The sequence below is a fragment of the Streptomyces inusitatus genome, assembly GCF_014651115.1.
Lineage (GTDB): Bacteria > Actinomycetota > Actinomycetes > Streptomycetales > Streptomycetaceae > Streptomyces > Streptomyces amakusaensis.
This window is the reverse complement of sequence record NZ_BMWG01000001.1, coordinates 332,465-358,254: the sequence shown is the minus strand read 5'-3', so window position 1 is coordinate 358,254 and position 25,790 is coordinate 332,465. Positions and strand designations below refer to the sequence as shown.

Annotated in this window: 16 protein-coding genes; 9 read left to right on the top strand and 7 right to left on the bottom strand. The window is 69.9% G+C overall.

Annotated features, from left to right (window positions below; all coding sequences use genetic code 11):
- Positions 1–36 precede the first annotated feature (36 nt).
- From IE247_RS01545 to IE247_RS01520, 6 genes are all read left to right on the top strand, one after another.
- Positions 37–1,269, top strand: coding sequence for a CapA family protein (locus tag IE247_RS01545; RefSeq protein WP_190120987.1), 1,233 nt, complete (start codon positions 37–39; stop codon positions 1,267–1,269).
- A 222-nt stretch (positions 1,270–1,491) separates the two neighbouring features.
- Positions 1,492–3,846, top strand: a complete 2,355-nt coding sequence (locus IE247_RS01540) for a HAMP domain-containing protein (RefSeq protein WP_190121383.1) — start codon at positions 1,492–1,494, stop codon at positions 3,844–3,846.
- A gap of 6 nt (positions 3,847–3,852) precedes the next feature.
- Positions 3,853–5,364 carry a poly-gamma-glutamate synthase PgsB gene (gene pgsB / locus IE247_RS01535; RefSeq protein WP_229868424.1) on the top strand — a complete coding sequence of 504 codons (1,512 nt, stop codon included), beginning with the start codon at positions 3,853–3,855 and terminating at the stop codon, positions 5,362–5,364.
- On the top strand, positions 5,361–5,843 hold the full coding sequence (locus IE247_RS01530) for a poly-gamma-glutamate biosynthesis protein PgsC/CapC (RefSeq protein WP_190120986.1): 483 nt from the start codon (positions 5,361–5,363) through the stop codon (positions 5,841–5,843). Before pgsB ends, IE247_RS01530 begins: the two co-directional genes overlap by 4 nt.
- A 25-nt stretch (positions 5,844–5,868) precedes the next feature.
- The gene (locus IE247_RS01525; RefSeq protein WP_190120985.1) at positions 5,869–6,948 is read left to right on the top strand and encodes a C40 family peptidase; all 1,080 of its coding nucleotides are present in this window, start codon (positions 5,869–5,871) and stop codon (positions 6,946–6,948) included.
- Between the two features lie 49 nt (positions 6,949–6,997).
- Positions 6,998–7,447, top strand: coding sequence for a DUF6193 family natural product biosynthesis protein (locus IE247_RS01520; protein WP_190120984.1), 450 nt, complete (start codon positions 6,998–7,000; stop codon positions 7,445–7,447).
- Here the strand turns inward: IE247_RS01520 and IE247_RS01515 are convergent.
- Positions 7,380–8,468, bottom strand: coding sequence for a DUF1152 domain-containing protein (locus tag IE247_RS01515; protein ID WP_190120983.1), 1,089 nt, complete (start codon positions 8,466–8,468; stop codon positions 7,380–7,382). The genes IE247_RS01520 and IE247_RS01515 overlap by 68 nt on opposite strands.
- 187 nt (positions 8,469–8,655) lie before the next feature.
- Between IE247_RS01515 and IE247_RS01510 the strand changes: the two genes are divergently transcribed.
- Positions 8,656–9,561, top strand: coding sequence for a trypsin-like serine peptidase (locus IE247_RS01510; protein ID WP_190120982.1), 906 nt, complete (start codon positions 8,656–8,658; stop codon positions 9,559–9,561).
- A 40-nt stretch (positions 9,562–9,601) separates the two neighbouring features.
- Here IE247_RS01510 and IE247_RS01505 read toward each other — a convergent pair whose 3' ends face one another.
- From IE247_RS01505 to IE247_RS01485, 5 genes are read right to left on the bottom strand one after another with little or no spacing between them, the layout of a single operon-like run.
- Positions 9,602–11,026 (bottom strand): hypothetical protein, encoded by a 1,425-nt coding sequence (locus tag IE247_RS01505; RefSeq protein ID WP_190120981.1) that lies wholly within the window; start codon positions 11,024–11,026, stop codon positions 9,602–9,604.
- Entirely contained in the window at positions 11,023–13,917 is a 2,895-nt protein-coding gene (locus IE247_RS01500) for a pPIWI_RE module domain-containing protein (protein WP_190120980.1), read from the bottom strand. The genes IE247_RS01505 and IE247_RS01500 overlap by 4 nt, the downstream gene beginning before the upstream one ends.
- Positions 13,914–17,486, bottom strand: coding sequence for a pPIWI_RE_Z domain-containing protein (locus IE247_RS01495; RefSeq protein ID WP_190120979.1), 3,573 nt, complete (start codon positions 17,484–17,486; stop codon positions 13,914–13,916). Before IE247_RS01495 ends, IE247_RS01500 begins: the two co-directional genes overlap by 4 nt.
- A complete protein-coding gene (locus IE247_RS01490; RefSeq protein WP_190120978.1) occupies positions 17,486–18,667 on the bottom strand; it encodes a pPIWI_RE_Y domain-containing protein in 1,182 nt (393 codons plus the stop codon). The genes IE247_RS01495 and IE247_RS01490 overlap by 1 nt, the downstream gene beginning before the upstream one ends.
- A 24-nt stretch (positions 18,668–18,691) precedes the next feature.
- Positions 18,692–20,398, bottom strand: a complete 1,707-nt coding sequence (locus IE247_RS01485) for a PD-(D/E)XK nuclease family protein (protein ID WP_190120977.1) — start codon at positions 20,396–20,398, stop codon at positions 18,692–18,694.
- A gap of 145 nt (positions 20,399–20,543) precedes the next feature.
- On the opposite strand from IE247_RS01485, the gene IE247_RS01480 reads away from it, so the two are divergent.
- The gene (locus IE247_RS01480) at positions 20,544–22,523 is read left to right on the top strand and encodes an HsdM family class I SAM-dependent methyltransferase (protein ID WP_190120976.1); all 1,980 of its coding nucleotides are present in this window, start codon (positions 20,544–20,546) and stop codon (positions 22,521–22,523) included.
- Between the two features lie 25 nt (positions 22,524–22,548).
- Positions 22,549–23,835, top strand: a complete 1,287-nt coding sequence (locus tag IE247_RS01475) for a serine/threonine-protein kinase (protein ID WP_190120975.1) — start codon at positions 22,549–22,551, stop codon at positions 23,833–23,835.
- A 13-nt stretch (positions 23,836–23,848) separates the two neighbouring features.
- On the opposite strand, the gene IE247_RS01470 is transcribed toward IE247_RS01475, so the two are convergent.
- Positions 23,849–25,663, bottom strand: coding sequence for a hypothetical protein (locus IE247_RS01470; protein ID WP_190120974.1), 1,815 nt, complete (start codon positions 25,661–25,663; stop codon positions 23,849–23,851).
- Between the last annotated feature and the right edge of the window lie 127 nt (positions 25,664–25,790).

Below are 25,790 nucleotides of genomic sequence, written 5' to 3'. Positions count from 1 at the left end.
AGTGTCGAATCTTTGGGCTCATGCGAAAATCGGCCGGTGACATTCTGGGATTGTCTCCCCCCGGGTCGCGCGCTGGCACTGACGGCGGCGGCCGCCGTGCTCACGGCCGGGTGCGCGTCGCCGTCTTCCTCGTCCTCGTCGTCTTCCTCGTCCTCGTCGGAGGTGCGGAGCAAGCCGGGAGGGCGCGCGTTCACCGTCGCCGCCGCGGGCGATGTCCTCATCCATCCCGAGCTGGTGGAGCAGGCGGCCAAGGACGCCGAGAAGTCCGGAGAAGGCGCGGCGGGGCTGGACTTCGGCCCGCTGCTCGCCGGGGTGAAGCCCGTCATCAGCAAGGCCGATCTGGCCATCTGCCACATGGAGACCCCCGTCGGAAAGCCCACGGGCCCCTTCGAGGGGTACCCGGAGTTCCTGGTGCCGCCGCAGATCCTGACGGCTCTGAAGGAGGTGGGGTACGACACGTGCTCGACCGCCTCGAACCACACGTACGACCACGGTCTGAAGGCCCTCCGGCGCACCCTGAACACCATGGACGGGATCGGCCTCGGCCACAGCGGCTCGGCGCGCACCCGCGAGGAAGCGAAGAAGATCAACATCCGCGAGGTCAGGGGCGTCAAGGTCGCCCATCTCTCCTACTCGTGGGAATCCTTCCTCAACCCGACCCCTGAGAAGGAGCGTTGGGCGTTCAACCGAATGAGCACGGAGAAGATCAAGGAGTCCGAGGAGCGGGCCCGGAAACAGGGTGCCGAGGTCGTGATCCTCTCGCTCCACTGGGGTCTGGAGCACTACAACGAGCCGAGCGTCCCCCAGCTGGAGCTGGCCGAGCGGATCACCGGCGAGACCGGGATCGATCTGGTGGTCGGCCACCACGCGCATGTGGTGCAGCCGATCCAGAAGCTGAACGGCACCTGGGTCGCCTACGGCCTCGGCAATCAGGTGGCCCGGCACTCCTCGCCCACGGGGCTCACCGAGGAGGGGGTGATCGGCTGGTTCGAGTTCCGCGAGACGGACTCCGGGTGGGACGTCGCCGCCCGTCACCGCACCACGCTGGTGGACATCCCGCCCGAGGTGGAGGTGGGGGAGAAGCCCCCCGAGGGCGCCGTGGGCGACCACCGGCTCGTCGACGTCCGGCAGGTGCTCGACAACCCGGGCGACCTGCCCGAGGCCCGCCTCGCCCGCTACCGCCTCGCCCTCGACCGTACCCATGGCTTTCTGTACAACCGAGGGGCCCCGGGAGGCGACGGTCTGGCCGAACTGGCCCTGAAGAACTGAGTGATGGCGCCGCGCGTCCTACACGGGGAGTGCGGGGAGCGCGGGAGGAGCGCGAGGCCCGCGCGGGGGAGCGCGGGGAGTACGGGGGAGCACGGGGAGTACGGGGAGGTCCTGCCCGTGCGGTGCCGTGGCCGGGGGAACCAGGAAAGAGCACCAGTGAAATCAAGCAAGGGCGCGTACGCCGTACGCGGGGGGCGGCGGCGGAGCCGCAGACGCGCGGACATGCCCCTCCTCGGCGGGATACGACCGCCGATCGCGCTGCTGTGCGTGCTGATCCTCGCCCTGGCCGCCCTGACCGCGAAGGTGCTCGGCCCCGGGAAGGAGACGGCCGCCCCGCGGGCGGTGCTCTCCTCGCAGCAGTATTTCGCCGAGGACGGCGCCATAGCCATGCGCGCCTCGATCGACGAGCGGGTCACCGATCTGAACCGCACCGCCAGGGCGCTGAGCGAGGGCTCCCCGGTGAAGCCCGAACGCGTCCTGGCGGACCTGGGACGGGCGTACCAGAAGTGGACCGGCACCACCGTGGTCGACCTGAAGAGCGGGGACGTGCTCGCCGCACGAGGCGAATCGATCCCTCTCGGCTGGCTGGACAAGGGCGTCCTCACCGGCGACCGGGCGCTGACCCCCCGCATGGTGCGGCTGGAGACGGGCGACGTACGCCTGATGACCATGGCCGTCCTGGACTGGGACGACCGCCCGCAGCAGCTGCTGATCGCCTCCAGCGGTCTCTCCGTGCCCGCCATCAGCCTCGGCCCGTTCCGCACCATGGCGGTCGCCGCCAAGGACGGCGAGATCCTCGCCACCGCCGGTTTCGAGCGGGCCGAGGGGCTCAACTCCGACCAGGAGCGCAAGGAACTCGCCTTCCTCCAGAAGCAGATGAGCCGGCTGTCCGGCCAGGCGGCGGCGCGGGCCGAGCGCCACCCCGTCCGTACCAAGGAGCCCGGTTCCCGGGGCTACCCCGGCGTCAGCGGCACCCTCGTCGGCGGCGAGTACAACGGCCGTACGGCCCTCGCCGGATACGCCTCGCTCGCCTCCGCGAACCCCGAGGAGAAGAAGAGCGCCGCCGCCGGTCTCGGGCTCACGGTCGTGGCCCTGCTGCCCGTGGTCCAGCAGAGCGACGGGGAGCAGGACCGTGGACGGGGGCTGTACGGACTGGCGGTCTCCGGCGTCCTCGTCCTGCTCGGGCTGCTGGCGGTGGCCGTGCTCTGGGCGACCGTCCAGCGGCCCCTGCTGCGGCTGTTCCTGGAGTCCCGCAGAATCGCCCGGGGCAATCTGACCCGGCCGGTCTCGGTGCCCCGCAGGGGAGAGGCCGCCCGGATCGGCTCCGCCCTGGAGCGGCTGCGCCAGCAGCTCGGCGGGGAGGGGCGCGGCCCCGTCTCCCGCCGCAGAAGCCGGGTCGGCGGACGCGGATCGCTCGCGCTGACGGCCGCCCTGCTCCTGCTGTGGTGCCTGCCCGTCGGCCTGCTGCTGAACCGTACGGACGGCTCGGTCAGCGTGCCGACGACCATGGTCAACGACCAGCGCGACCGTACGGATCTGATCGCCGACCGGCTCCGCAGAGCGCTCAACGAGGCGCACGCCGACCTCGTCTCCACCGCCCGGCTGATCGGCGCGGACGGCGGCCGGGGCGGGGGCGGCGCGGACGGCGGGGACGCCACCGGCCGTCTGCTCAAGGAGACCCTGCGGACGCACCCGCGCTATCAGGCCCTGTACCTCGTCGACGGCGACGGCGACGGCGACCCCGCCGCCCGGGCCGGCGGCTCCCCCCACGCCTGGGACCGCGACAAGGCCCTGCCGCCGGTCCGGGTCTCCGGCAAGGGGGACAGGAAGCCGGTGATCCAGGCCGGAGCCCCCGTACCGGGCCGCGAGGGCGCCACCCTCGTCGGCGAGATCCGGGTGGAGTTCCTCAACTCACTCCTGGCCCGGCCCGGCCTCGGCGAGATCCGGGTGGTCGGCCCCGACGGTCTGACCATCTCCGCCAACGGCGGATACCTGGCGTTCGAGAAACTGCCCGGCCAGGCCCTGAACGACCTCGCCCGCGCGGCCGCCGTCCGCACCGGCGCGGGCCCGGTCGCCAACGGCCTGCTCATCCGGAAGGGGGACGGCGTCACCGTCGCCGCCGCGGCCCCCTTCTCCGGCGGCGGCGTCACCGCCGACATCGGCTGGACCGTCGTCAGCCGGCAGAACGCCGAGCGCTTCCAGATCACCCCGTACGAGCGTGAGGACCGGAGCGTCCTCGCCGGGATGCTGGGACTGGCCGCGATCATCCTCTGCCTCGGCTGGATCCATCTGGTGGTCGTACGCCCCCTGAGGGCGCTGGCCGCCGGCGCCGAGAAGCTCGTGGACGGCGACCTCAAGTCCGTGCTCTATCCGCGCTATCAGGACGAGGTGGGCGCTGTCGTACGCAGCCTCGAACTGCTGCGGCAGCAGGCGCAGGCCCACAGACAGGGCCGTGCGCGCCGGATCTCGGATCCGGAACCAGATCTGGATCCGGATCCGGATCCGGGGTTCATCGGCGACTTCGACTTCGGCATCAACACCGACATCAACACCGACACCGACACCGACGGAAGGTGACAGGCCGTGCTCTACCTCTATCTCGTCCTGCTGACCGGATCGGTGTTCCTGCTGATCGCGGGCATCGTGGAGCAGCGCAGGCACTACGCCGCCCTGCACACCATCCCCGCCCGGGTGCTCGTCAACGGCATCCGGGGCAAGTCCTCCATCACCCGGCTCTGCGCGGGAGCCCTGCGCGGCGGTGATCTCGTCACCGTGGCCAAGACGACCGGGACGGCCGCGCGCTTCATCCACCCCGACGCGACCGAGGAGCCGGTCTACCGCAAGTTCGGCATCGCCAATGTGGTGGAACAGATCGGCATCGTCCGCCGGGCCGCCGCCTACCGCCCCCACGCCCTGGTCATCGAGTGCATGGCCGTCATGCCCGCCCTCCAGGAGGTGAACCAGAGCAAGCTGATCCGCTCCACCATCGGAGTCCTGTGCAATGTGCGCGAGGACCACCTCGCCGAGATGGGCCCCACCCTGGACGACGTGGCCCGGTCGCTGTGCCGCTCGATGCCGGAGAACGGCGTCTGCGTCACCGCCGAGCAGGAGCGTTTCCACATCCTCCAGGAGGAGGCGGACGCCCGCGGCTGCCGGCTCGTCTATGCCGACCCCGAGACCGTCACCGACGCGGAGCTGCGCGGCTTCAGCTGGTTCACCTTCAAGGAGAACGTCGCGATCGCCCTCACCGTCGCCGAGCTGCTCGGCGTCGAACGGGAGGTCGCCCTGCGCGGCATGTACGACGCCCCGCCGGACCCGGGCGTCCTCTCCGTGGAGCGCTATGTGACGCCCGAGGGCAAGCGCCTCGCCTTCGCCAACGTCTTCGCGGCGAACGACCCAGAGTCGACGCTGATGAACGTCAACCAGCTCCTCGACCTGGGAGCCATCAGCCGCCCGCTGAACGTGGTGATCAACTGCCGGCCGGACCGCGTCGAACGGAACGGCCAGATGGGCGAGATCGTCCCCGATCTCCGGCCGGACAACGTCTTCGTCATCGGCCACCCCGCCAGGAGCGCCATCGACGCCATCCCCGCCGAGTGGCGGGACCGGGCCGTGGACCTGGGCGGCGACCGGCGTCCCGCCGAGGATTTCATGCCGGAGGTGCTCGGCCGGATGCCCGACGGCTCCTCGCTCGTCGCCATCGGCAATATCCACGGCCAGGGCGAGGAGCTGCTGGAACACCTCGCCGAACTGCCCGCCGACGAGAGCGCCCCGGGCCCGGGCCCGGGCCCTGGCCCGGAGATGCCTCCCGTACCCGCCCAGCCGGTCCGGCTGGACCCGTACGCCTCGTACCCCCAGGCGTACGAGGAGCGCTACCAGGCCTCCCAGACCCAGGAGCTCCGGGTGGTGCGGCTCCCGCCGGGGGACCCGTGGCCCGGGCCCGATCACCGACGGACCCATGAGACCTACGAGGTTCACCAGGCCTACGAGGTTCACCAGGCCTACGAGGTCCATGAGGTTCATGAGGTCCACGAGGTTCATGAGGGCGATCAGCCGCCTCCGCACTCGTACTACCGCCCGGAGAGCCCCCGTTGACGACCGCCGCCCTGACCCCCGAGATGGCAGCCCTGGGCATCGCCATAGGCCTGTTCTTCTCCCTGCTGTGCTACCTCACCACCAATCTCTCCCCCGGCGGGATGATCACGCCGGGCTGGCTCGCCCTGACCCTCATCGAGGATCTCCAGCGGGCGGCCATGGTCGTCGGCGTCACCGCCCTGACCTACGCGGGCACCAGGATCATGCAGCGGCTGATGATCCTTTACGGCAAGCGGCTCTTCGCCGCCGTCGTCCTTCTGGGGGTGCTGCTCCAGGCCACCGTGATGATCGTCCTCTCCATCGAATTCCCCCTGCTGTACGGCAACGAGACCCTCGGATTCATCGTCCCCGGCCTCATCGCCTACCAGCTGGTGCGCCAGCCCAAGGGCCCCACCCTGCTGGCGACGGCCTCCGTCTCCCTCATGGCCTACATCGTCGTCGCCGCGGGCCTGCTGCTCGGCGTCATGCCCACCGTCTGAAATCTCCGAGAATCGAGGAAGAGCCTTGGCGTCCAAGAAGAAGTCCCGCCGTGCCCTGTCGGGCCTCGTGGTCCTCGGGCTCGTCGCCACGTCCGGCTATCTGACCCTGGAACTGCGCGAGCGGGAGGACCGGGGAGTCACCGAGATACGCGACGTCGGCATACTGAGCGGCGGCCGGGCCTCCGCCGACCCCGCCTCGGACAAGACCGGGGGAAAGTGGTCCCGGCTGGAGAACCCCGCCCGCAGCGTCCTCCGCGGCTCCGACGGCCGCGTCGAGGCGGTCCTCACCGACGGCGCGCAGACCGCCAAACTCACCGGCCCCGCCCGCACCTTCGCCGAACCCGCCTCGACGGCCTCCAAGGTCTCCACCACGGACTGGGTACGGATCATGCCGCAGCCCTGGACGGAGGGCGCGGAGAAGAAGAAATGGTTCAAGGAGTGGTACGCGAAACACGCGGGCAGCAAAGAGGCCGACCTCTTCGCCTTCGCCTTCGAGTACGTGGCCGGCGCTCCCCAGCGCAAGGACGCGAACGGCCTCGCCTACGCGGGCGACGCGAACTTCGGCCCCCTGAACACCGCCGGTGACAAGAACGGCGATCTCCGCCTCGAACAGTCCGACTTCTACGACTACCTCGGCACCCCCTACCCCTTCCGGGACGGCACCACCGGCACCCCGGAATCCATGCGCGCCCGCTCCCTGGACTGCTCCGGCTACATCCGCATAGTCCTGGGGTACCGCGCCCGCTACCCCCTCATGTCCTCCGACAAGTCCGGCGACGGCCTCCCCCGTACCGCCAACGGCATGGCCCGCTCCCCCCGGGGCGCCGACATCCTGCCCCTGACCGGCGTCTCGGCCCAGGACCGCCCCTCCGCCATCGACCAGCTCCAGCCGGGCGACCTCGTCTTCTTCAAACTCGACCAGCGCACCGATCAGCGCCTCGACCACGTCGGCATCGTCCTCGGCCACGACACCGAGGGCCATCTCATCTTCATCTCCAGCCGCGAAGAGATCAACGGCCCCACCATCGGCGACATCGGCGGCGTCTCCCGTCTCGACGGCAACGGCTATTACGCCAAGACGCTGCGCAGCGCGAAGCGCCTGTGACCCACCACTGCCTCCCCGACCCGCCCGCGAGCAGAAACAGGTGATCACCATGACCGACGACGACAACCGCACCGTCGAGGAGATCGTGACGGCGCAGTGGAATCATCTCCTCGACACCAGCCTGGGCACCGGCACCGGCCTCGACACCGGCCTCGACACCGGCACCGCGCTGATCCACCCCGATGTGGTCCGCGCCGCCCACGCCCAGAAACGCCTGAGGACCCTCTTCCCCGCGGTCAGCCACGGCACGCTCTTCTTCAGCACCACCACCGAGCTGCCCCACACCCGCGTCGGCGGCACCGTCTACCGCCAGCGCGGCGGCACCTTCCTCGCCATGGGCGCCCCGGGCGGAGGCCATATCGCCGAGACCCGCACCCTGGAGAAAGCGTTCGCGCTCGTCGCCGAAGCCCTCCCCGCGGACATCGCCCCCGTCACAAGGGGATCCGCCAGAGCGGTGCCGCGTACTGCTCCGGATGCCTCTCCAGCAACAACGCCCTGAACTCTTCCCGCCGTCCACCACGGACACCCACCACCTCGGCCAGATGCCGAAAGGTGGTGTAGCTGATCCGGCGCTCCCGGGCCCGCCGCTCGAAGCGGGCGACCCGCCGCAGCACGTCCTCGGGGTCGAAACCCACCAGGGGTTCGGCCCCGAGCCGCGCCGCCTTGGCCCGCTCGTAGTCGATCTCGGAGAACCCGCAGACCTCCCTGCTCCGCTCCTCCGCCTCGGCGAGCGTCGCGGTCTCCGCCACCGCCCGCGCGAGCTGATTACGCGCGAACGCCTCCTCCAGATCCACCTCGTGCACCGTGGGCCCCTCATCCGTGAGCGGCACCGCCAACCCGGCGTCCCTGATCTCACAGAGCCCCCGGATCCCCCGCGCCGTGGCCGCCAGCATCCCCGTCGCCTCCGACGGATGCCACTCCAGCACCCCGCCGACCCTCCCCACATCCTCCTCCGTCAACGTGACCACATTCCGCCCCAGCACCCCCCGAAGCTCCCCCGCCGACAACTCCCCGTCCAGCCCCGGCCCCGCGACCAGAAGCCGCACCTCCGCGTTCACCCGCCGACACGCGGCCAACGCGAGCGCGTCCCCCAACGGACTCCGAAGCCCCGGCTCGTCCCCCCGCGCCAGCACATCACCCCCCACATCCAGCAGATCCACGGATTCGGGCCCCAGACGCTCCACCAACTCCTCAAGCTGCCGCGTCATCCCCAACACCCCCTGCCCAGGGTCCATCAACACCAACATCTGCCCCACCTCCCCCGCCAACCGCGGCAGAACCGACCCACCCGCCCCCACCACCTCACTCCCCGCCCCCACCTCATACACATGCGGCGTCACCACCCCCAGCCCCCTGAAACCCCCCGCCCCCCGAGGCCCCGCCACCGGATCAACCACCAGCCGATCCCACGCATACGTCAGCACCACCCCCGGCCCCTCGTCCCCGTACAGGGCCCCATCGACCATCACGGCGGCGACAGCGTCGCCACCTCCGCCGGCTGCCACGATCAATCGCGTCATTTCATCATCATATGGTGCATTTTCGAGCCTCTCGCCTTGTAGCGAGTCGACCGGGCGCGTGTTCGCGTATCCGCACGCGCGTGTCACAGGACATCGACAGCGACAACCGAACAGGCGGTTTCCCCGCTCCTGCGGTACGACACGGACAGCCCGTCCGATGCCCGCGCCGCCCGAGGAGCCACCTGCCATGCCCGAGACCTCAACCTCCCTGACCCGGCGTCTCCGTGGCCGGACCGCGGGACTCTTCGCCGCAGGTACGGTCCTCGCCCTCGCCGCCCCGGTCATGGCCACGCCCGCTCACGCCGCGCCCGATCCGGTCTCCGTCCTGAAGTACACCGCCAAGGAGCGCAAGGCCGCCCTCGCCTACTGGACACCCGCCCGTATCAAGGCTGTCGGCAAGTCCGTCGACCTCGGCCCGACCGGACCGAAGGCCAAGCCGTACCGGGGCACCCCCCTCAAGACCGTGGGACGTCTCTTCTTCGTCAACGCCAACGGCGCCGACACCTGGTGCTCCGCCACCGCCGTGAAGAGCGCCAACAAATCCGCCGTGATGACCGCCGCCCACTGCGTGCGCCGCGGCTCCTCCCCTTACAACACCAACACCGACATGGTCTTCGTCCCCGGCTACCACAAGGGCAAGCAGCCCCACGGCACCTTCGCCGTCCGCGCCGCCGCCACCCCGCGCACCTGGCAGAACGACTCCGTCAACGACATCGCCGCCCTGACCGTCGACCTCGACAAGAAGAGCCGCGAACTCACCGACGTCGTCGGCTCCCAGGACATCGCCTTCAACCGCCCCGTCGGCGGCCCCGTCACCGCCCTCGGCTACCCCGCCACCAACCCCCAACGCGGCGAAGAACTCCTCCTCTGCTCCGGCACCGCCAAGAAAGAACACGGCACCCAGGTCATCCCCTGCAGCCTGAGCGGCGGCGCCAGCGGCGGCCCCTGGCTCGCCGGCCTCAACACCACCACCGGCAAAGGCACCCTGATCTCGGTCAACTCCGCGCTCGACACCCTGCCCCCGACCAAGATGTACGGCGAGATCCTGGGCACCACGGCCAAGAAGGTCTACGACCGGGCCCAGCGCGCCTGAGACGGCACTCCGATCCGGGACCTGCCATGGTGCTCTGTCGTCAGAGTAGAGTGTCGGCGAGTCGCCGGTCTCCCATCGGGGTATCGTTCCTGCCCCGCGCCTGTCTGTCGCGCATCACCGTGTGTCGTGTGTCGACCAGACGGGGCGTTAGCCGCAGGGCGACCTCCTCCGCAGGGTGAAGAAGGCCGTCGTCGCCGAGTTCTGCCCTCCAGACGCGGTATTCCAGCTCGGAGTAGGCGGGATTGACGCCGATCTCCCCCTTGGGGATGGTCCCGTTGAAGGGCAGCGCGATGCCCATGTGGTTCCAGTAGTTCCATGCCTGGGCGGCCTTGTGAGCGTCGAAGAAGTGGTAGAAGTCCGGGTACCGGTGGAAGCGGCGCAGCTCGCGGTGGATGAGATGTCCCAGGAGTGGGCCGAAGGACTCCGCGACATGGTTGAAGTCCCATCGGATGTGATGCCACTGACCCGTGATCTGTTCCGGTTCGAGGAACCGCACGGTTGCCAGGTAGCTGATGCGCGCCGTCAGGTGGGCTCGGGCGTGCGTCGCCTCGATACTGGGGTCCACTTGGTTGAGGAGCTGTTCCAGACGAGCGAAGCCGGGTCGGAACCCAGCCAGGTCGAAATGGCCCGCGGTGTCAGAGAAGCCTTGGAAGAGGAATTTCTTGTAGAGCCAGTTGTTGAACTCACCGAGGTCCGCCAGTCGCTGAGTGTGGCGTGAGCGGGAGTACAGCATGAGGTACTCCGAGAGGGCCTCGAAATAGACGTAGCCCAGGATCGGGAGCCGGGGGATCGTCTCGGACAGCAGCCGGGGGAATGCTTTGTGCTCCGCCGGTTCCGGGCTGTGGGCGATGGCGGCCGCCAGACTGAGAAAGTCCATGGAGTTCCTCACACGGCTGACCACGGTCTCTTGGAGTTCGCACCGCTCCTTGGGGCCCAGGAGGTTCTCCCGCTCACGGTAGTTCCGCAGATGGATCGATCCCAGCCTCAGGTAGTCGATGCCGGTCAGACCGCGGTAGCCGTGGCGCGGCATGGCCACCTCCAGGACCAGCGGGGTCGTGACCCGGCCGGGAAGCGGGGAGCGGGTCGCGGCCGCGGGCGCTTCTCTCGTGAGTACGTACTCGGCGAGGTTGTGCATGCGCAGGCCGCCCGAGGTGGGGGTGAGCGGTGCGCAGTAGAGGCTCCCCACCAGGCAGCCGCCCGACGGCCGGAGGGAGCCGTGCCGCGCGATGCGGTCGAAGGACTGGGTGACGTGGAGCAGGTGCAGGGTGTTCCCGTCGCGCAGCGATTGGAACATGGCGTTGTCCGCGAGCAGCCCCCCATGGGGGGCCGTTTCGGTCAGCCGGGTGTTCCACGCCGCCGTCTGTTCGGAGAGCGGGTCGGAGCGGCGGGTGCTTCCCGGCCCTGCGGGCAACGAGTAGGAGACATGTGCGTCGGCCCACATCTCGTGGGGGTCGGGATTGCTCATGGATCGATTACTCCTAGGTCGAAGCAGAGCTGTACGGCTCCGTCGTCTTCATCCGGCTCTGCCAGCTGGTCCTGTGTGGTGGGCAGGACGTACTCGGCGGCTTTGCGAGCCAGGTGGAGCGGGAGCGGCAGGGCGAGCAGGGGCGCTCTGCCGGGGGACTGCCGCAGTCGGTGGGTGAGGGCGGCCCACAGCTCGGGGTCGTCGTCCGGACGGCACCCCGCGACGGTGATCTCCAGCAGTCCGGGGTTCCACGCGGGCTTGTCGGTGTCGATGGTGAAGCCCGTCTTCCCGTCCTTGGTGTAGGGGCGGAAGGCCCAGCGTGATGCCATGACGGACAGGCTCGTGCCCGGCCCCGCCTTCTCACTGGTGCTGCTGAACACCCGGTTCCGCTGATTGGTGCCGGGAGGTTTCCACAGACCGGTGGCGATGCCGAACCTCTCCTTCTCTCCGCTGTCGTCGGCGGGCCGCTCCGCACGGCCCCACCACTGGGGGGTTTCGGTGCCGGTGTGGTCGCGGACTCGGACCAGTCGGAGCCCGGGGCCTTGAATGACGAGCCGCTGGGCTTGTCGGCCGTGGAGCTGGATCATGTCCGGCCGGATGTGGCCGTTCTGTAGCCATGGCCACAGTCGGCGGGCGTTTTGCGCGTGGACCAGCAGCAGGGTCGGACGGTCACGCAGGTTGAACAGGATCTCCTGGACGGCGTCCGCCACGACCCTCCTGTGCTGTTCGGTACGGCTGTCCCAGCTCCGGCCCGGTTCGGGACCGTCCGTCCCCTCCGCGCCCTCCGTGTGCTCCGTGTCCTCTTCGAGGGAATCGCCCTCGAGGTCTTCCGCCGTGGGCAGCTCGGCCGATTCGGCCAGGCGTATCAGGAGCGCCGGATAGGGAACCCACTCACCGGTCCTGATGTCCCAACCGGTGATCCGCTCCGGAACAGGCTCGCCGGGGCGGACGCGAATGGCGATCGGTACGAGGTCCGCCTGACGGGTCGGACCGTCCCGACGCCGTTTCACCAGCCACAGGCCGGTGTACTGGATGTCCGCGGGGATTGCCGGGCCGAGGCCGTGGTCGGGCACGGGGCGGTGGCCGAGCTGGCGGAAGCCGTCCGTCCAGCACGCTTCGAGTTTTCTGGCCCTGGCTTTTTCGACGTCCGAGGGTTTACCGGTCACCCTGCGGGGCTTCACCACGAACTGGGTCACCCGGCCCGCGTCCCGGAAACCCAGCCGCAGGGAGAACTTGGGGTCGGCGGAGCGCGGGACATAGGCGCCCTGGTGGTGGATCTCCACCAGGGCGAGCGAGACACGCCCGTTCGCCGCAGCGTCGGGCAGCTGCTTTACGACCTGCTCACGGCGGCCTGCGATGGCGGTGTGCAGGGCGCTCGTTCTCCAGATGTTCTCGGTGGAGAGAGCGAGGCTGTCGGCGAGGCCCCCGATCCGTGTCAGGCGCAGTTCCACCGCCAGCTCGGGTGTCCACCACGAGAGCGTTTCCCCACCCGGCGCGGTGGCTTCTCCAGCCGGTTTCCGCTCGGGCTCCCCGGTGAGCCCGAGCAAGGTGGCGAGCGCCTGTATGCCCGCGTCCCGGATGGGCTCGGTGAGCCAGAGGAACTCCACCCGTAAAGCTTCGCCTTCCAGTAGTTCAGCCATCTCCTGGCGTTGCGCGATGGCTTTCCGCAACTCCGGGGCGAGGGTTTCCCCGCCGCTTTCGCGTCGCCCGCCCGGCCGCCGCTTCAGGTAGCGGTCGGCGCGTATCGGGTCCGGGGCCCGTGTCAGTCCTTCGGGCAGCGCGCCCTCGAACCACTCCGTGAGCGGCACCCGATCGCCGGGCATCAGCCCGGCCTTCACACCGTGTGAGCCCATCGGGGCGCTGTGCACCACGGCGGCGGTGACCCCGCCCGTACCAGTGAGCCAGTCGGCCGGCCTGCTGATGAGGTCGTGCGGCAGGGGGAGAGACTGGCGGAGCCGCAGCCGGGAGAGCATTCCGTCGGGGCCGCCCGCCTCCCAGCGCCGGGCGCGGAGCTCGCGGTCGTACCTGAGACGCCCCACGGAGAAGCGGGGGGAGGCCCAGCTCTCCGGGGAGTCCGCGATCCATGGCGCGTCCGCCAGCAGGTAGACGGAGGCGGCACGGCGGTGCGGGAGATACAGGCCGCTCGGTCCGGTCCGGGTGGCCCACCGCCGGACGCCGCAGCGCAGATGGACCCGGGGCTCCGAGGAGAACGGGACGGACTGGAGGGTCACTGTCAGCAGCGCCGAGAACCACCACGTCCGTCCGTCTCGGTCCTCGTGGCGGTCGGGCGGCCAGGAGAGCAGCTCGGCACCCCGGTCGGAGGGACGACGGGCTACACCGCGGAACCTCAGAGTCCCGCCGGCGTAGGAGAATGGTTCCAGCCCCAGCACCAGGTCGGCGAGAGCATCGGGGAGCAGCTGGTAGAGCCGCCCGTCCGGTTCCGCCGTACCACCCGGTGTCGATGTCCGGGACAGCATGGGGATGTCGCGCTGCTCCCAGCGGAGTTCACCGAGGCGCAGTTCCCGGAGCGCCTCGCGGACGGCCTCCCGGTGTTCCGGCTCGGGGCGCAGATCGCGCACCCATGTGTGGATCAGCGTCGAGAAGACATCCTCAGGCACTGGTCTGCGGGCGTACAGCCACGGCTCGTCACGGGAGACGTCGAGCCATTTCGCCACCGAGACCACCTCGGGAGCCAGAGCCTGGATGAGCGAGTTGAGGCGTCCGACCGGAACGCCGAGGCAGTCGTCCGGCCGTTTCAGTCCCCTGCGGTACAGGTCGAGGAGGCGTTCCCGATGGGGCTGCGGGAAGACCAACGTGTAGTAGGAAACAGTCCAGTCGGCGTCCGGCGCGGGTGTGTAGCCGGCGAGCCTGATGGCGTCATAGCGGATCACGCGACTCCTCGGGCCGAGCGGCGCTGCGCGTCCGGCCGGTGCGGGGGAATGGTCTTCAGCGCCAGATAGAGGGGCTCATAGAGGGTCTGCACCAGCTGCCGCTGGGCCGGGGGAATCGGTCCGTCGTCGTCGAAGTAGGGAGCGAGGACATGGACCATGCTGGCGAGCAGGCCGGTGCGGAAGGTGTCGGGCCCTCGGCCGGCGGCTTCGCGTTCGGCGAACCGGGAGTCCACGAAGACCACCCGGGCCGGGACCCCGCCCCGTACCAGGCGCCCGATCACCTGCCACATCACGACCAGCCGGTCCCAGGTGAAGGTCGCCTTGTCCTCGTCGTTCAGATGCCGCCAGGCCATTCTCCGGGTGAGCAGGTGCCGCCATCGGGCGCGCGCGGCCTGCCGGAAGGCACGGCCGGCTGAGTTGAGGTCGGGGGATGAGGAGACCAGTTCGTCGAATCCTCCGTCGTCCATCAGCCGTGTCACCCAGCTGTTGATGCTCTGGACCGCCAGGCCGATGTCGTGCGGACGCGGGTGGGGCCGGGCCAGGAAGAAGACCGAGCCGATCGCCGCCTTGCCTGCGTCGTTCAGGATGTTGTGCCCGCGTTCCACCGACATGAGCGGAGCGATGAGGATCTCGGCGTCCATGACCCCGAAAGCGGCCACATCACCGCGCCGCAGGGTTCCGGACTCGGCGGCCGCCAGCGGGTCTCCCGGCGTGGCACCGCCGAAGGAGATCTCCAGTTCCGCGTCGTCCGCGATCAGCCGGCACGCTTTCCCCTTCCAGCGGGGTATGGCATTGAGGAATTGAAAGGCCCGGCGGGCCTCCTCGTACGAACCGACGAGGACCAGCAGACGTTTCCGCCCGGCGTTGCCGATCAGGTTCAGCTCCTGCTCGAAGTCGCTCTGGAGCTGACCGTCCCGTGGTCTGGCGAGACCGTCGAGCATCAGCTCCAGAACCTTCGGCCGCCGGTCCGGCCGCATGCCGGACAGATGAAGCGGTTTTCCGTCGGGGCCGGGAACGAAAATCTTGCGGAAGGAGGTCTTGCTCAGTGCGGCGCGCTCTTTGGGGGAGGACTTCAGGATCGCCCGGACCGGTGCCAGTACGTGTGCGCCCGCTGCGGTACCCGCCCAGCTGGTGCCCGACATCAGAAGGACATGGGCCGTCGGGCCGCCGTCCAGCGAGGTCACTTCGTGCAGCCCGGTCACCAGTGAGCGGCCCACTCCGGTGCAGCGGAAGAAGCGGAGTACGGTGCTGCCGGAGCCCGAATCGGTGTCCGGTTCCTCGGTGAGGAACTGGAATCCGAGAATATTGCCCATCGGCGACTCAGGCAGAAGGGGGCTGTAGTCGAGCGGAGGGCGACGGGACAGCTGATTGTCCGTCGACTCCAGGTTGAGCGCCGCTTCGACCGTCGGCCACAGCTCGGTGAGGACGTCGAGGCGCTGCTGGAGCACCCCGAGCAGCAGCATGAATTCAAAGCGCATGGTCTTGTCGAGGAGTTCCTCCGCGGACCCGGGGGTGATTCCGGACAGCCGTCGCAGCACGGCCGAGGCCCTGTCGCGGGTACGGCCCTCGTCCAGTGTGTGCAGCAGATCGTGGGTGAGGCTCACCAGCTCCGCCAGTTCGGGATTGTCGGAATGCTCTCCTCCGAGAGGGTCGTCGCGGAAGACGTCCAGCAGGTTCATGACCGCGGTTCGCCGTGCGGTGCGCGGGTCCGCCGGCTCCCCGTCCTCCTCGTGCTCGCGGGCGTCGGGGGCGTGGTCCTGGCTCTCCGAGTCGTCCTCCTCGAACTCGTCGTCGGGTTCGTCGTCCTCGTCGGGGCCGTCCGGGGCGGACCGGTCCCGGAACCAGTCCTCGACCAGCTTCTGCTGGAGGGTCCATGTGCTGAAGTAGTCCGCCTGTACCCAGGAGAGGAGTCCGGGGTGGCGCATCAACATCGAGTACAGCCGGTTGGTCGCGGCGATCGACGCGGTCAGGGAGGAGGACCAGCGGTCCACCTCCGCTTTCGACAGCTGAAGGCGGCCCCTCCGGGTGAATTCGCCGGTCGTGTGGGTTTGGAGTTCGTCGAGCCAGGAGTCCGAGGCGCGTCCGACGAGGGTGGCGGAGGGCACGAACATCGAGTCGAGCTGCATCTGTACCCGGTCTGCCTCGTCCACGATGATCAGGTCGCTGCGGACGCACGCGACCTCCAGGAACCGGGCCCGTTCCCGGTTCTGGTGCCGAGGCGTCAGCCCGTAGACCAGGCTCGCGGGGTTGGCCACCCAGATGTCCGCTGTCACCAGGTCGTGGGCGCCTTGGTGCCGGGGGCACTTGGACCATAGGGGGCAGCCGTGCCCAAGGCCGGAACGGTCGGTATCGGTGGCATCGGATTCCCCGGCGGACGGCTCGGCCAGGGGGTCCGCGAACAGCGTGCCCGTCCCTCCCGGTTCCCTTTCGGCTGTTCGCGGTTCTATCGGATACAGACGGGTGCAGGGCGATTCGAGGATGCCGAGAGGCCCGGCCGCCTCGGTGCCGCGCAGAGCGTCGAGCGGGCAGGCCGTGCTCAGGTGGGTGAAGTGTTTGGCGGCGTGGCTGAGCAGTGACACCGATCCCGAGCCCGCGAGCCTGCGGTGCATGCGTTGAGCGTTCCGGGCTCGGGTGGAGGCGCCCAGCACGGGGGCCGCCTTCAGCTCCAGCGCGCGGAAAAGGTTCACCAGCGTCAGTTGCTCGGCGACGTCTCCCACGATGATGGTCACCTTCCGGCCCTGTTTTACGGCCTGGACGGTCAGGACGTCCCGCAGTGTGCTCTTGCCGGCGCCGACCATGCCCACGAGGTGGAAAAGACCGGTGATCGACAGTTTCCGGCTCGGCCGGTAGGCCGTCCCCCCGGGGGCGAGCAGGTCGAGTTCGATCCGCAGTACCCGGCCGCGCCAGGTCTTCCGGCGGTCGGTGATCCCCAGCTTCTTGTCCATCCACTCGGCCGTGGCCAGCAGCTCGTCCCAGGTCGTCTCGACCGGAAGACCCACCTTGGGAGGAGGCTGGAGAGTGTGCGGCCGGGCGGCGGAGACCGGGAGGTGTTCGGGCAGCCGGACGGAGGTGAGCAGTTTGTCCTGCGGGAAGCGGTAGGACCTGCCGGGTTCGGCGATGGCCAGCCGCTGCCTGCGGTGGAAGGGGGGCACGGAGGTGAGGGTCCGTTCATACACCATCCAGCGGTCGGAGGCGATGGACACGTCCTCCCGCCGGGCGGGTGCGTCGAGGTCGGTGATCCGGTAGCCGCGCACCTCGGCGGGGAAGGACGCGTACTGCCGCAGCGCGCGTTCCCAGGTGCGGCGGCGGCGGAGCGTCCACAGCAGATGCCGGGCCACTCGGAGCATCCTCTCCCGTTCCGGTGTTCGGTCCGCGACCAGTGCGAAGGGATAGCCACTGAGCAAGGTCCACGCCGCGATGGCCGGTTCTCCCGGGCGAAGGCGCTCCAGCAGATAGAGCCCCAGCTCCACACGGCACAGCCGGGCGGGGCGGGGCGTGCCGCTCTCGCTGGGCCAGGCGGCCCTGATTCCGGTGGCGGTCCTGGCGAGCCAGGAGTCGCGGTCGCGCATCAGAACAGTCCTTCCGTCGCTTCACCGTCCGGGCCCGGATCCGGGGCCGTGTCCCGTAGGCCCGGCGCGGTGGTCCCGATGAGCCGCCGGGCGGTGCGCAGCAGCTCCCTGTCGGTCATGAGTTCCGGTGACGCGGACGGCCTATAGGCCTCGAAGGTCGTCCGGAAGTCCGGGTTCTTGCGGAGCCGGGCGGCTGGTACCACCCATACGCAGCGGTCGTACGGCGGGTCGGGCTGCGGCGGAACGGCCCGGCGTCCCAGCAGGGCGGGGCTCTCCCAGTCCTTGTGGTCGACGGCCAGGGTCGTACCGCCGGGGAACCGCACCCGTATGCCGTACGCGCCGAAGCCGGGCCACAGCTCGACGTCCGCTCCTGCCGCCGCCAGCCGCTGGGCCAGCCGTTCCTCCAGGGCGCCGGTCGCCGAAACCCACTGGCGCAGCGGCCGGATCAACAGTTGGGCACCGCCGCCGTCGTCAACCGGGTACTCGCGTCCGCGGCGGGCGGTGCCCAGCTCCCGGCAGCGCCGACGTTCGCACCACAGGTCGCCGCCGACTGTGAGGTGCAGCAGTGTGTGACAGCGCGCACAGGAGATGTGGCTTCGCCGTTCCCGGTCGAGATGACCGGACGGTGCTGGCCGGTAGACGTCGTATAGCAGATCGCCGAGCGGTCCCAGCTCGCCGTCCGCTGCCGCGGGAAGGGTGGCCAGTTCGCGATGGGTCAGCACGGGACGCCGTGTCAGTAGCAGGCGGAAGGCCCGATACGCCTCCGGATAGTTCTCCTCCCAGCAGCGCTGGGAGGCGATGGCCATGTAGCGCTGTTCGGAGTGGCGGGCTGCGGAGTCCTCCGCGTCCACGGCCCATTCGTAGCAGAGTGCGGTCGGCTGGCGGGTGGCCTCGTCCAGGAACCGGGACTCCGGTGGTACCACGTCCGGCGGCAGTGTGCCGGGCCATTGGTCGAGTGGGCGTTTCGCCGCCCACTCGACCAGTTCGGGCAGGCTTTCCGGGGGCTTCGCCTTGAGCAGGAGGCAGGTGAGGACGGTGGTGTTCAGGGCGCGTTGGGCTTCGTCGGGGTACGGCAGGGTGTACGCCCCCGGATCACCGACCTCGCTGAGGCGGACCATGGCGGTGGCGACGCTCCGGAGGAGAAGGACGCCGTCAGTCTCGGACCACAGGGTCGTGAGCATTGTCCGGTCTTGGCTCATCCCGGCTCAGCCTTCCGTGGCGTCGGGCGAGGCGGGGCGGCACCAGACGGCCATCTCGCAGCTTTGACAGTGCGGACCGGGCCGGGCGAGGGCGGTGGTGTCCGCGTGCCAGTCGGCGGACAGGTCCAGGACGACCTGGCGTGCGGAGGCGCGGACCTCGGGGTCCAGAGGGTCGATGACGGTGAGCCGGGCGCCGTGCGGTCTGAGAACCTCCAGCTCCACCCGTGCGGTGGAGATATCCTCGCCGATCGCGGTGCTGGTGCCGAGCAGCAGGACCGCGAGTGCGAGTTGGGGCCGTTCGCGGAGGATGTCGTCCTCCTGGGGCGGATTCCGCCGGGCGTCCGTCTTCGTCTCCCGGTAGACCCAGGAGGAGCCGTCCCGGTAGATCATGTCCGTCTTGGCCACCACCACGACGTCGGCGGCCGTGTCGTGCACCACGAGGGTCTGCTCGTGTGCCGTCTCGGCGACCGTGGACAGCTTGTATGGACAGTGACGCGCGTGTGCGGCGACCATGCGTGCGCCGAGGTCCGCCTGCTCACGCGGGACCGTCCAGCGTCCTGCCGACCAGGAGGACCGGCCGTCGGGGGCGTCGTCGGGGCGGCAGGCGATTCCCGGACGGGCTTCGTGGCGCTCCTGGATCCAGGTGTGCACGGCGTGGCCGCGGATGACCTGCGGGGTCAGCGCACGTGCCTCGCGGTCCGGCAGCCGGAGCCGCCGCAGGCGCTCCCGGGCAGGGCAGCCCTCGTCACGGCCCGGCCGGCCGACGTAGGAGCGCCCGTTGGTGACCGACCAGGTGCGGCGCGGGCGGGTCAGGTCCTCGATGCCCAGAACGCCGCCGAGGCGTTTCAGCGCGGGGCAGCGGGGGGTGTACTTGCAGTCCTCGCAGTCATGGCCAGGGGTGAAGGCACTTGCGGAGACGGCGGCGGCCAGTGCGGGGAGGCCATGGGCCGCGTAGCGCCGCCGCACCTCTTCCGGGCTTTCGCGGAGTAACTCGTGACGCTGTCCGTCGAGGCAGCTGACCTCTGTGATCCTCACTTCCTCGGGCTGCCGCCGGGCCGCCTCGCCAGCATCCGGCACGGGCCGGGCATTCTCGTGCCAGTGGAAGCGGTCCGGTAATCGATGCGGTTCACCGAAGGCCACGACCTGCGCCGCCGCCGCCAGGTCGGCCCGATCGGCCTGCGCCGCCGCCCCGAGCAGCTCTCTGGCGACCGGTACGCGCAGCTCACGCACCCGGCCGTCGGCCGAGGCGTACGGGCGTCCCCAGACACACTGCTCGTAGCGTCTGGCACCGCGGTTGTCGGGCTTGCCGAGCCGGGTGACGAGCACCCAGGAGTGGGAGACCGGCAGAAGGCCCGGGGTGCCGCCCTCCAGATAGCGCTCCAGCGCGAAGCGGGTCCATGCGGCGAGTCCCGGGTCGGCCTCCGGCCGCTCACGGGTGGCCGCCATGGAGCGTCGGAGTGCTTCCTCGGGCTCGATCCCCTCGTACTCGATCAGGTCGAGCGTGTCTCCGAGCGGCCCGAGGTTGAAGCCCGTCCGGGGATCGGCCTTGTACGAGGGAAGCGGCCCCGGGGCCAGCCTGATGCCGGCCCGGGCCTTGAGCGCGCCTTTGTAGGCGCAACCGCCCCGCCGGTCCGGGCGGAGGAAGGACCCCGCGAACACACGGATCAGTCCGCTGGTCCAGGTGCTCTCATCTGGTGGTGTCCACACGGGCATGCGATCTCCATGGCATCGACCTCGATGGGGTTCACCATGGCAGCACGTCTTGTTAAATGGGTCAACCAGCTCTTTCGAGTGACTGTCATCAACTATCCCCAGGGTCTATGATCCTCCGAATGTGTTGCGCGTGAGGAGAGGCATGATGACGAGCGAAGCCACGGTCACGGCAGCCGAGATCGCCCGTATCGCCGGAGTGGGGCCGGCGGCGGTGAGCAACTGGCGTCGGAGGTACGCGGAGTTTCCCATCCCGGTGGGCGGCACGGCGGCCAGTCCGCAGTTCTCTCTGCCGGAGGTCGTGGAATGGCTAGAAGCCCATGGCAGACCGGTGCACATTTCGCCGGTCGACAAGGTGTGGCGGGCCATGGAGGCTCTGCGGGACCCGGCACTGCCTGGCGGAATGCTGGCCACGGTCGGATTCCGCCTGCTCGGCGAGGAGCCGCCCCCGCACCTGGACCGGACGAGGGCGGGCATCATCGACCTGCCCGTGGAACTGGGCGCCCATGTCGACGGACTGAGTGACCGACTGGGCGCGGCCGAGGCGTTCGAGGCGCTCCTCAGCCGCTGGGTGGAGGCGCATGCCCGTCAGGTGGAGGTGACCCCCACCCCGGTCGCGGCACTGATGTGCGCGCTGGCCGGTTCCGGTGACGGCACGCCCCCCGACTCCGTGCTGGACCCCGCGTGCGGCACGGGCAGCCTCCTCCTCCAAGCCGCGAAGAGCGGCACCGTCTGCCTGCTCGGCCAGGAGACACACCCCGACCTCGCCGGGATCACGGCTGTTCGGCTGCGGCTCCACGGGCATCACGAGGTCGATGTCGCCGCGGGCGACTCACTCCTCGGCGACGCCCACCCGGCCGCACGGGTGCGGGGCGTCGTCTGCAACCTTCCGTTCGGCCAGCGGGAATGGGGCCGATCGGAGCTGGGATACGACACACGGTGGACCCATGGCCTACCGCCGAAGGGAGAATCCGAACTCGCCTGGGTCCAGCATGCTCTGGCCCATCTGGACGATGGGGGCAGCGCGGTCCTCCTGATGCCCGCGGCAGCCGCCGCGAGACCCTCGGGCCGTCGCATCCGGGCCGAGCTGGTGCGGCGCGGCACGCTGCGCGCGGTCGTGGCGCTGCCGGCCGGGTCTGCCTCCACCCACAGCCTGGGGACCCATCTCTGGGTGGCCCGGCGGTCCGACGGCCCGGCTTCGCACCGTGTGCTCTTCGTGGACACGGAGCCTCTGGAGAGTCGCACCGCCGGCCCGGACTGGGCAGCCGTGCACACCACCGTCTCCGATGCGTGGCGGGATTTCCAAGCGGGAGCGGAACTTGATCCCGGTGTCTCGAATGCGGTCCCTGTCGCCGAACTCCTCGACGAGGAGGTGGACATCACCCCCGCACGCCATGTCCGCGCGGACCCTGGCGAGACCGTCGACCTGGCGGGACTGGAGAAGGACCGGATCCACTGGAGCCGGACGCTGGCAGGGCTTGCGGAAGCCCTCCCCGCTGTGAGGGAAGCACCGCCGAGCGCCTCCCCGGCCCACTCGCGGGCACTCGTTCCCCTGGACGACCTCATCCGCTCCGGCTCCCTGCGGATGTGGCGCGGTTCCTCCGGACGGGAGATGCCCGACGGGACGGCGGTCCAGGTCCCGTTCATCAGCCTGCACGACGGACTTCCCCGTATGCGGTCGGAGGATCTGACGTACGCCGCCGACGCCGAACGCATCAGAGAAGGAGACGTTCTGGTGTTCGCCGGATCACTGCAGGGCGCCCGCCCCGCCGATCCGGGGGAGCACGGTGCCGCGGCCGGTCCGGGAATCACTGTCCTGCGTCCCGAGCAGGACTCCCTGGACCCCTGGTTCCTGGCCGGGGCCCTGACGGGCGGCCCCGGCGCCGGACGTTCCGCCACCGGGACGGGGACTGGCGGACGGCCGAGCCGTCTCGATCCGGCACGCCTCTTCCTCCCGGTCCGTCAGCCGGACGAGCAGCGCCGGATCGGCCGGGCCTTCCGGGACATCGCACGCTTTCACAAAACCTTGGACCGGGTCGCCGACCACGGCCGCCGAGTCGCCCGCCACCTGGCGGACGCGCTGGCCACCGGGGCGGCCGACCCGATCGACGACGACAGGCAGGGCTGAGATGTTCTGGGGAGAGGCCGGGAGCATGTTCGACATCCAGGCGGGTCGCGTACTGCGCTCCCGCTACCGGCTGGACGGGCCCCTCGATTCCGGCGGCATGGGGATGATCTGGCAGGCGTACGACCTGGCGTTCGGCCGTGTGGTCGCCGTGAAGTTCGCGAACCCCGCGGCGGCCTCGACGATCGGAGAACGCAATGAGATGCTCAAGCGCTTCGAGCAGGAGGCCGGGGTGACCGCGCGGTTCACGAACAGCGGGGTGCCCGCCGTGTACGACCTGGGCGAGGAACACGGACAGTTCTACCTCGTCATGGAGTTGATCCAGGGACACACCCTGAAGACACTGCTGGACGAGATGGATGAGGGCGAGACGCTCGAACTCTCCGTGACGGCCAGTATCGCCTTACCCATTTGCGACGTCCTCGCGGCAGCCCATCGCGTCGGTATCGTGCACCGTGATCTGAAGCCCTCCAACGTGATGGTTTCCGAGCGGGGGCACACCAAGGTCCTGGACTTCGGCATCGCCCGGGTGTCGGGGGCCGCCGAGGACACCAGACTCACCAGCCTGGGCAGGAACCCGGGAACCCCCGGCTACATGTCACCCGAGCAGTACAGGGGCGAGGAGGTCACTGGGCGGTCCGACCTCTACTCCTTGGGCTGTCTGCTGTACGAGATGCTCGCGGGCCGTCCGGTCTTCCCCCAGAAAGACGAGTTCGCACTCCGGCACCTGCACACCACCGTCCCGCCCGACTCACTGGGAGCGCTCCGGGAAGGACTTCCCGACGAGGTGCTGGACCTCGTCCACCGACTGCTCGCCAAGGACCCCGCGGAGCGGCCCGCCACCGCGGACGAGGTGAACCGTATCCTCCGTCGCTATCTGCCGGTCAGTGGCGACGGCCCGCCGCTCGACTACATCTCGCCCGACCCCACACGGCCCTTCAGGGTGCCCTTCGCGCCCGAGGACACGCCGCTGACCGGCCCTCGCGTGGAGCTGCCCGCCGCCGCCTCGCCGACGTACCGGCCGCGCGCCGACGCCAAGGATCTCCACCACGAGGTGCGGCGTCTGCTCACGACGGAACCGGCCAAGGCGGTCGACCTGCTCACCGAACACCTGCCGACCCTCGGGGAGCAGTACGGCCTCCGGGCCCGTGAAGTGCTCGACCTCCGCTTCGACCTGGCCGAGGCGCTGCTCGCCCAGGCCGACCGCGAGTCGGCCTCGCAGGCCTACACGGAGATCCAGCGGGACACCGTCGGCGTACCCGGACTGGAGGTGGACCGGATGCGGGCGGAGGAGGGCCTCGCCCAGTGCGACTGAGGCGACCGGGCGGTCACTGCTCCGCCGCCACTGCTCGCTCCCGTTCCTCGAACCGATCGGCCCAGTCCGCGACTCTGCGACTGACTCGGTCGAGGGTCTCCCGCACCTCCCTCACCCGAGAGGGGTCCCATCCTTCCTCGGAGACAAAGCTCGGGCCGCCTTCCTCCAGCGGCACGCTCGCCATCCCGTCCACGTCCCTGTACAGCCTCTCGACGGACTCCCGCACACACGCCCAGCCCATAGCGGCGGCTTTGGGGCCCACCCGGGCAGTCTCAAGCGGTGCCGGCCCGCCACTGTACGCGTGACGCACCAGAGCATCCGTGAGACCCCGGGGGCGGCCCTCGGCCGTGACCAGGGGTTTGCCGTTCTCATCCACCTCATGGAGCCGCTCGCCCGCTCGCCCCGCCCTGATGACCTCGTACGCCTGGAGGATGCCCCGTGGCCGGGACAGCATGGCCCGCAGCACCGACGCGGCACCCCGGTCGTCCTCGCCGCCGCCGAAGACCTCACGCTGCAGGGCCATCGGTGAGGCCATCGCCATGTAGTACGCGGCTTTCACCGCGAGTTCGGTCTGCGCCGGGCCGAGCCGTCCGTTGTTGCCCATGCCCTGGTCCGCCTCGGCCAAGGCCGCATCGCGCAACTCCTCAGGAGAACGGCTGTCCGCACCAGTGCCTTCCATCCGGACCTCGGCCGACAGGTCCTCGATCTCCGGCAGCCGGTACACCCGCTGAAGGACCGCACGTCGCGGACGGACGAACTTGGCGCCGTCGCTCAGCCCGGTGCGCACCGGCCGCAGGATCAGCTCCACGGCGACGTCGACCCGCTCCTCCCGTCTGGGCCGCTGTTTCGCGGTGAGGGACCGGATCCCCTCATTGACACGCTGCGAGGTCCTGAATCCGCCGCCCAGCAGCGAACGGACGATCTCTCCAGCGCGGACGTCCGGTCGGCCGCTCAGTCCGGCCGCCTCCACCTCCTCTTGGGAGATGGTTCCGGCGAACCATCGCTTCTCCAGCTCCGTGATGTGGGGCGCTTCGGAGCTCCCCGGCTCGGCGAGGCTGTCGAGGACGGCGTCCGCCTTCGCCTCGTTCTCCACGGATGCTCCGTAGGGGCGCGGCGGACGGATGTGGGTGAGCCCGATGAAGTTGCGCACCGCCGTGTGGAACGCCTGGCCGGACCGGTTGTTGGGCCGGAACCCGACAACTACGCGGGCGGGCACACTGAGTGCGCGGACCCTGCGGCGCTCGTCCTCGGTCAGCCCTTGCCAGCCCTGACTCCGCACCAGGCGGCTCCAACGGCCGATCTCGTTGCGGAGTCTTCGACCATCGCTCCCCCACTCGTACACGACCTTCGACGGAGCGTAGCCGAGTAGCTCGTGGACCGCGCTGATCCGACTCGACCCGTCAGCCGCGATGAGCAGGGCGCAGCCGGGGTGGCCGTTCCCGTGGACCACGATCAGGGGAACTACGGTCAGCGGCTGGAGAACGCCTTCGACAGCGATGTCCTCGGCCAGAGGGTTGTCCCTGATCAGTCGGCTCTTCGCGTCCTCCAGACGTTGCGCGATCGTGTTCGGTGTGTCTACACGTATCTCCAACTCCGCCGTGCCGTAAGGGGACGAACCCGGTTCGGTCATCATCGACCGCTGTGTCCCTGAAGCCGCCAGCGCGTACTGGCGGTACCCGTACTCGCGAGGGTTGGCGGGATGGGGGAGCACTGTCGCCGACCACAGCCGTGTCTCCGCGATCAGCAGGGTGCCGCCCTGCACCCGCAGCTCGGCGGGGTCCGCGAGTTTCCGCCGCATATCGTCCGGGCGAACGGCGGCCTGTGCCATTGTCCGTACTCCACCCTCCGAAAGACCGTACCCTCGCAGCGCCTTGGCAAGGTTGTCGACCGCCGCCGCGCGGGGCAACGCCCAAAAAGGGGGCTCCCATCCCGGTGCCCTTTCCCCTTCCGTCGAT

Excerpts from the sequence above, each read along its gene's own strand:
- IE247_RS01515 (WP_190120983.1), bottom strand. The coding sequence starts at position 8,468 with ATGACGCGATTGATCGTGGCAGCCGGCGGAGGTGGCGACGCTGTCGCC.
- IE247_RS01485 (WP_190120977.1), bottom strand. The coding sequence starts at position 20,398 with ATGCCCGTGTGGACACCACCAGATGAGAGCACCTGGACCAGCGGACTG.
- IE247_RS01490 (WP_190120978.1), bottom strand. The coding sequence starts at position 18,667 with ATGCTCACGACCCTGTGGTCCGAGACTGACGGCGTCCTTCTCCTCCGG.
- IE247_RS01520 (WP_190120984.1), top strand. The coding sequence starts at position 6,998 with ATGACCGACGACGACAACCGCACCGTCGAGGAGATCGTGACGGCGCAG.
- IE247_RS01505 (WP_190120981.1), bottom strand. The coding sequence starts at position 11,026 with ATGAGCAATCCCGACCCCCACGAGATGTGGGCCGACGCACATGTCTCC.
- IE247_RS01540 (WP_190121383.1), top strand. The coding sequence starts at position 1,492 with ATGCCCCTCCTCGGCGGGATACGACCGCCGATCGCGCTGCTGTGCGTG.
- IE247_RS01480 (WP_190120976.1), top strand. The coding sequence starts at position 20,544 with ATGACGAGCGAAGCCACGGTCACGGCAGCCGAGATCGCCCGTATCGCC.
- IE247_RS01470 (WP_190120974.1), bottom strand. The coding sequence starts at position 25,663 with ATGGCACAGGCCGCCGTTCGCCCGGACGATATGCGGCGGAAACTCGCG.
- IE247_RS01495 (WP_190120979.1), bottom strand. The coding sequence starts at position 17,486 with ATGCGCGACCGCGACTCCTGGCTCGCCAGGACCGCCACCGGAATCAGG.
- IE247_RS01475 (WP_190120975.1), top strand. The coding sequence starts at position 22,549 with ATGTTCGACATCCAGGCGGGTCGCGTACTGCGCTCCCGCTACCGGCTG.
- IE247_RS01510 (WP_190120982.1), top strand. The coding sequence starts at position 8,656 with ATGCCCGAGACCTCAACCTCCCTGACCCGGCGTCTCCGTGGCCGGACC.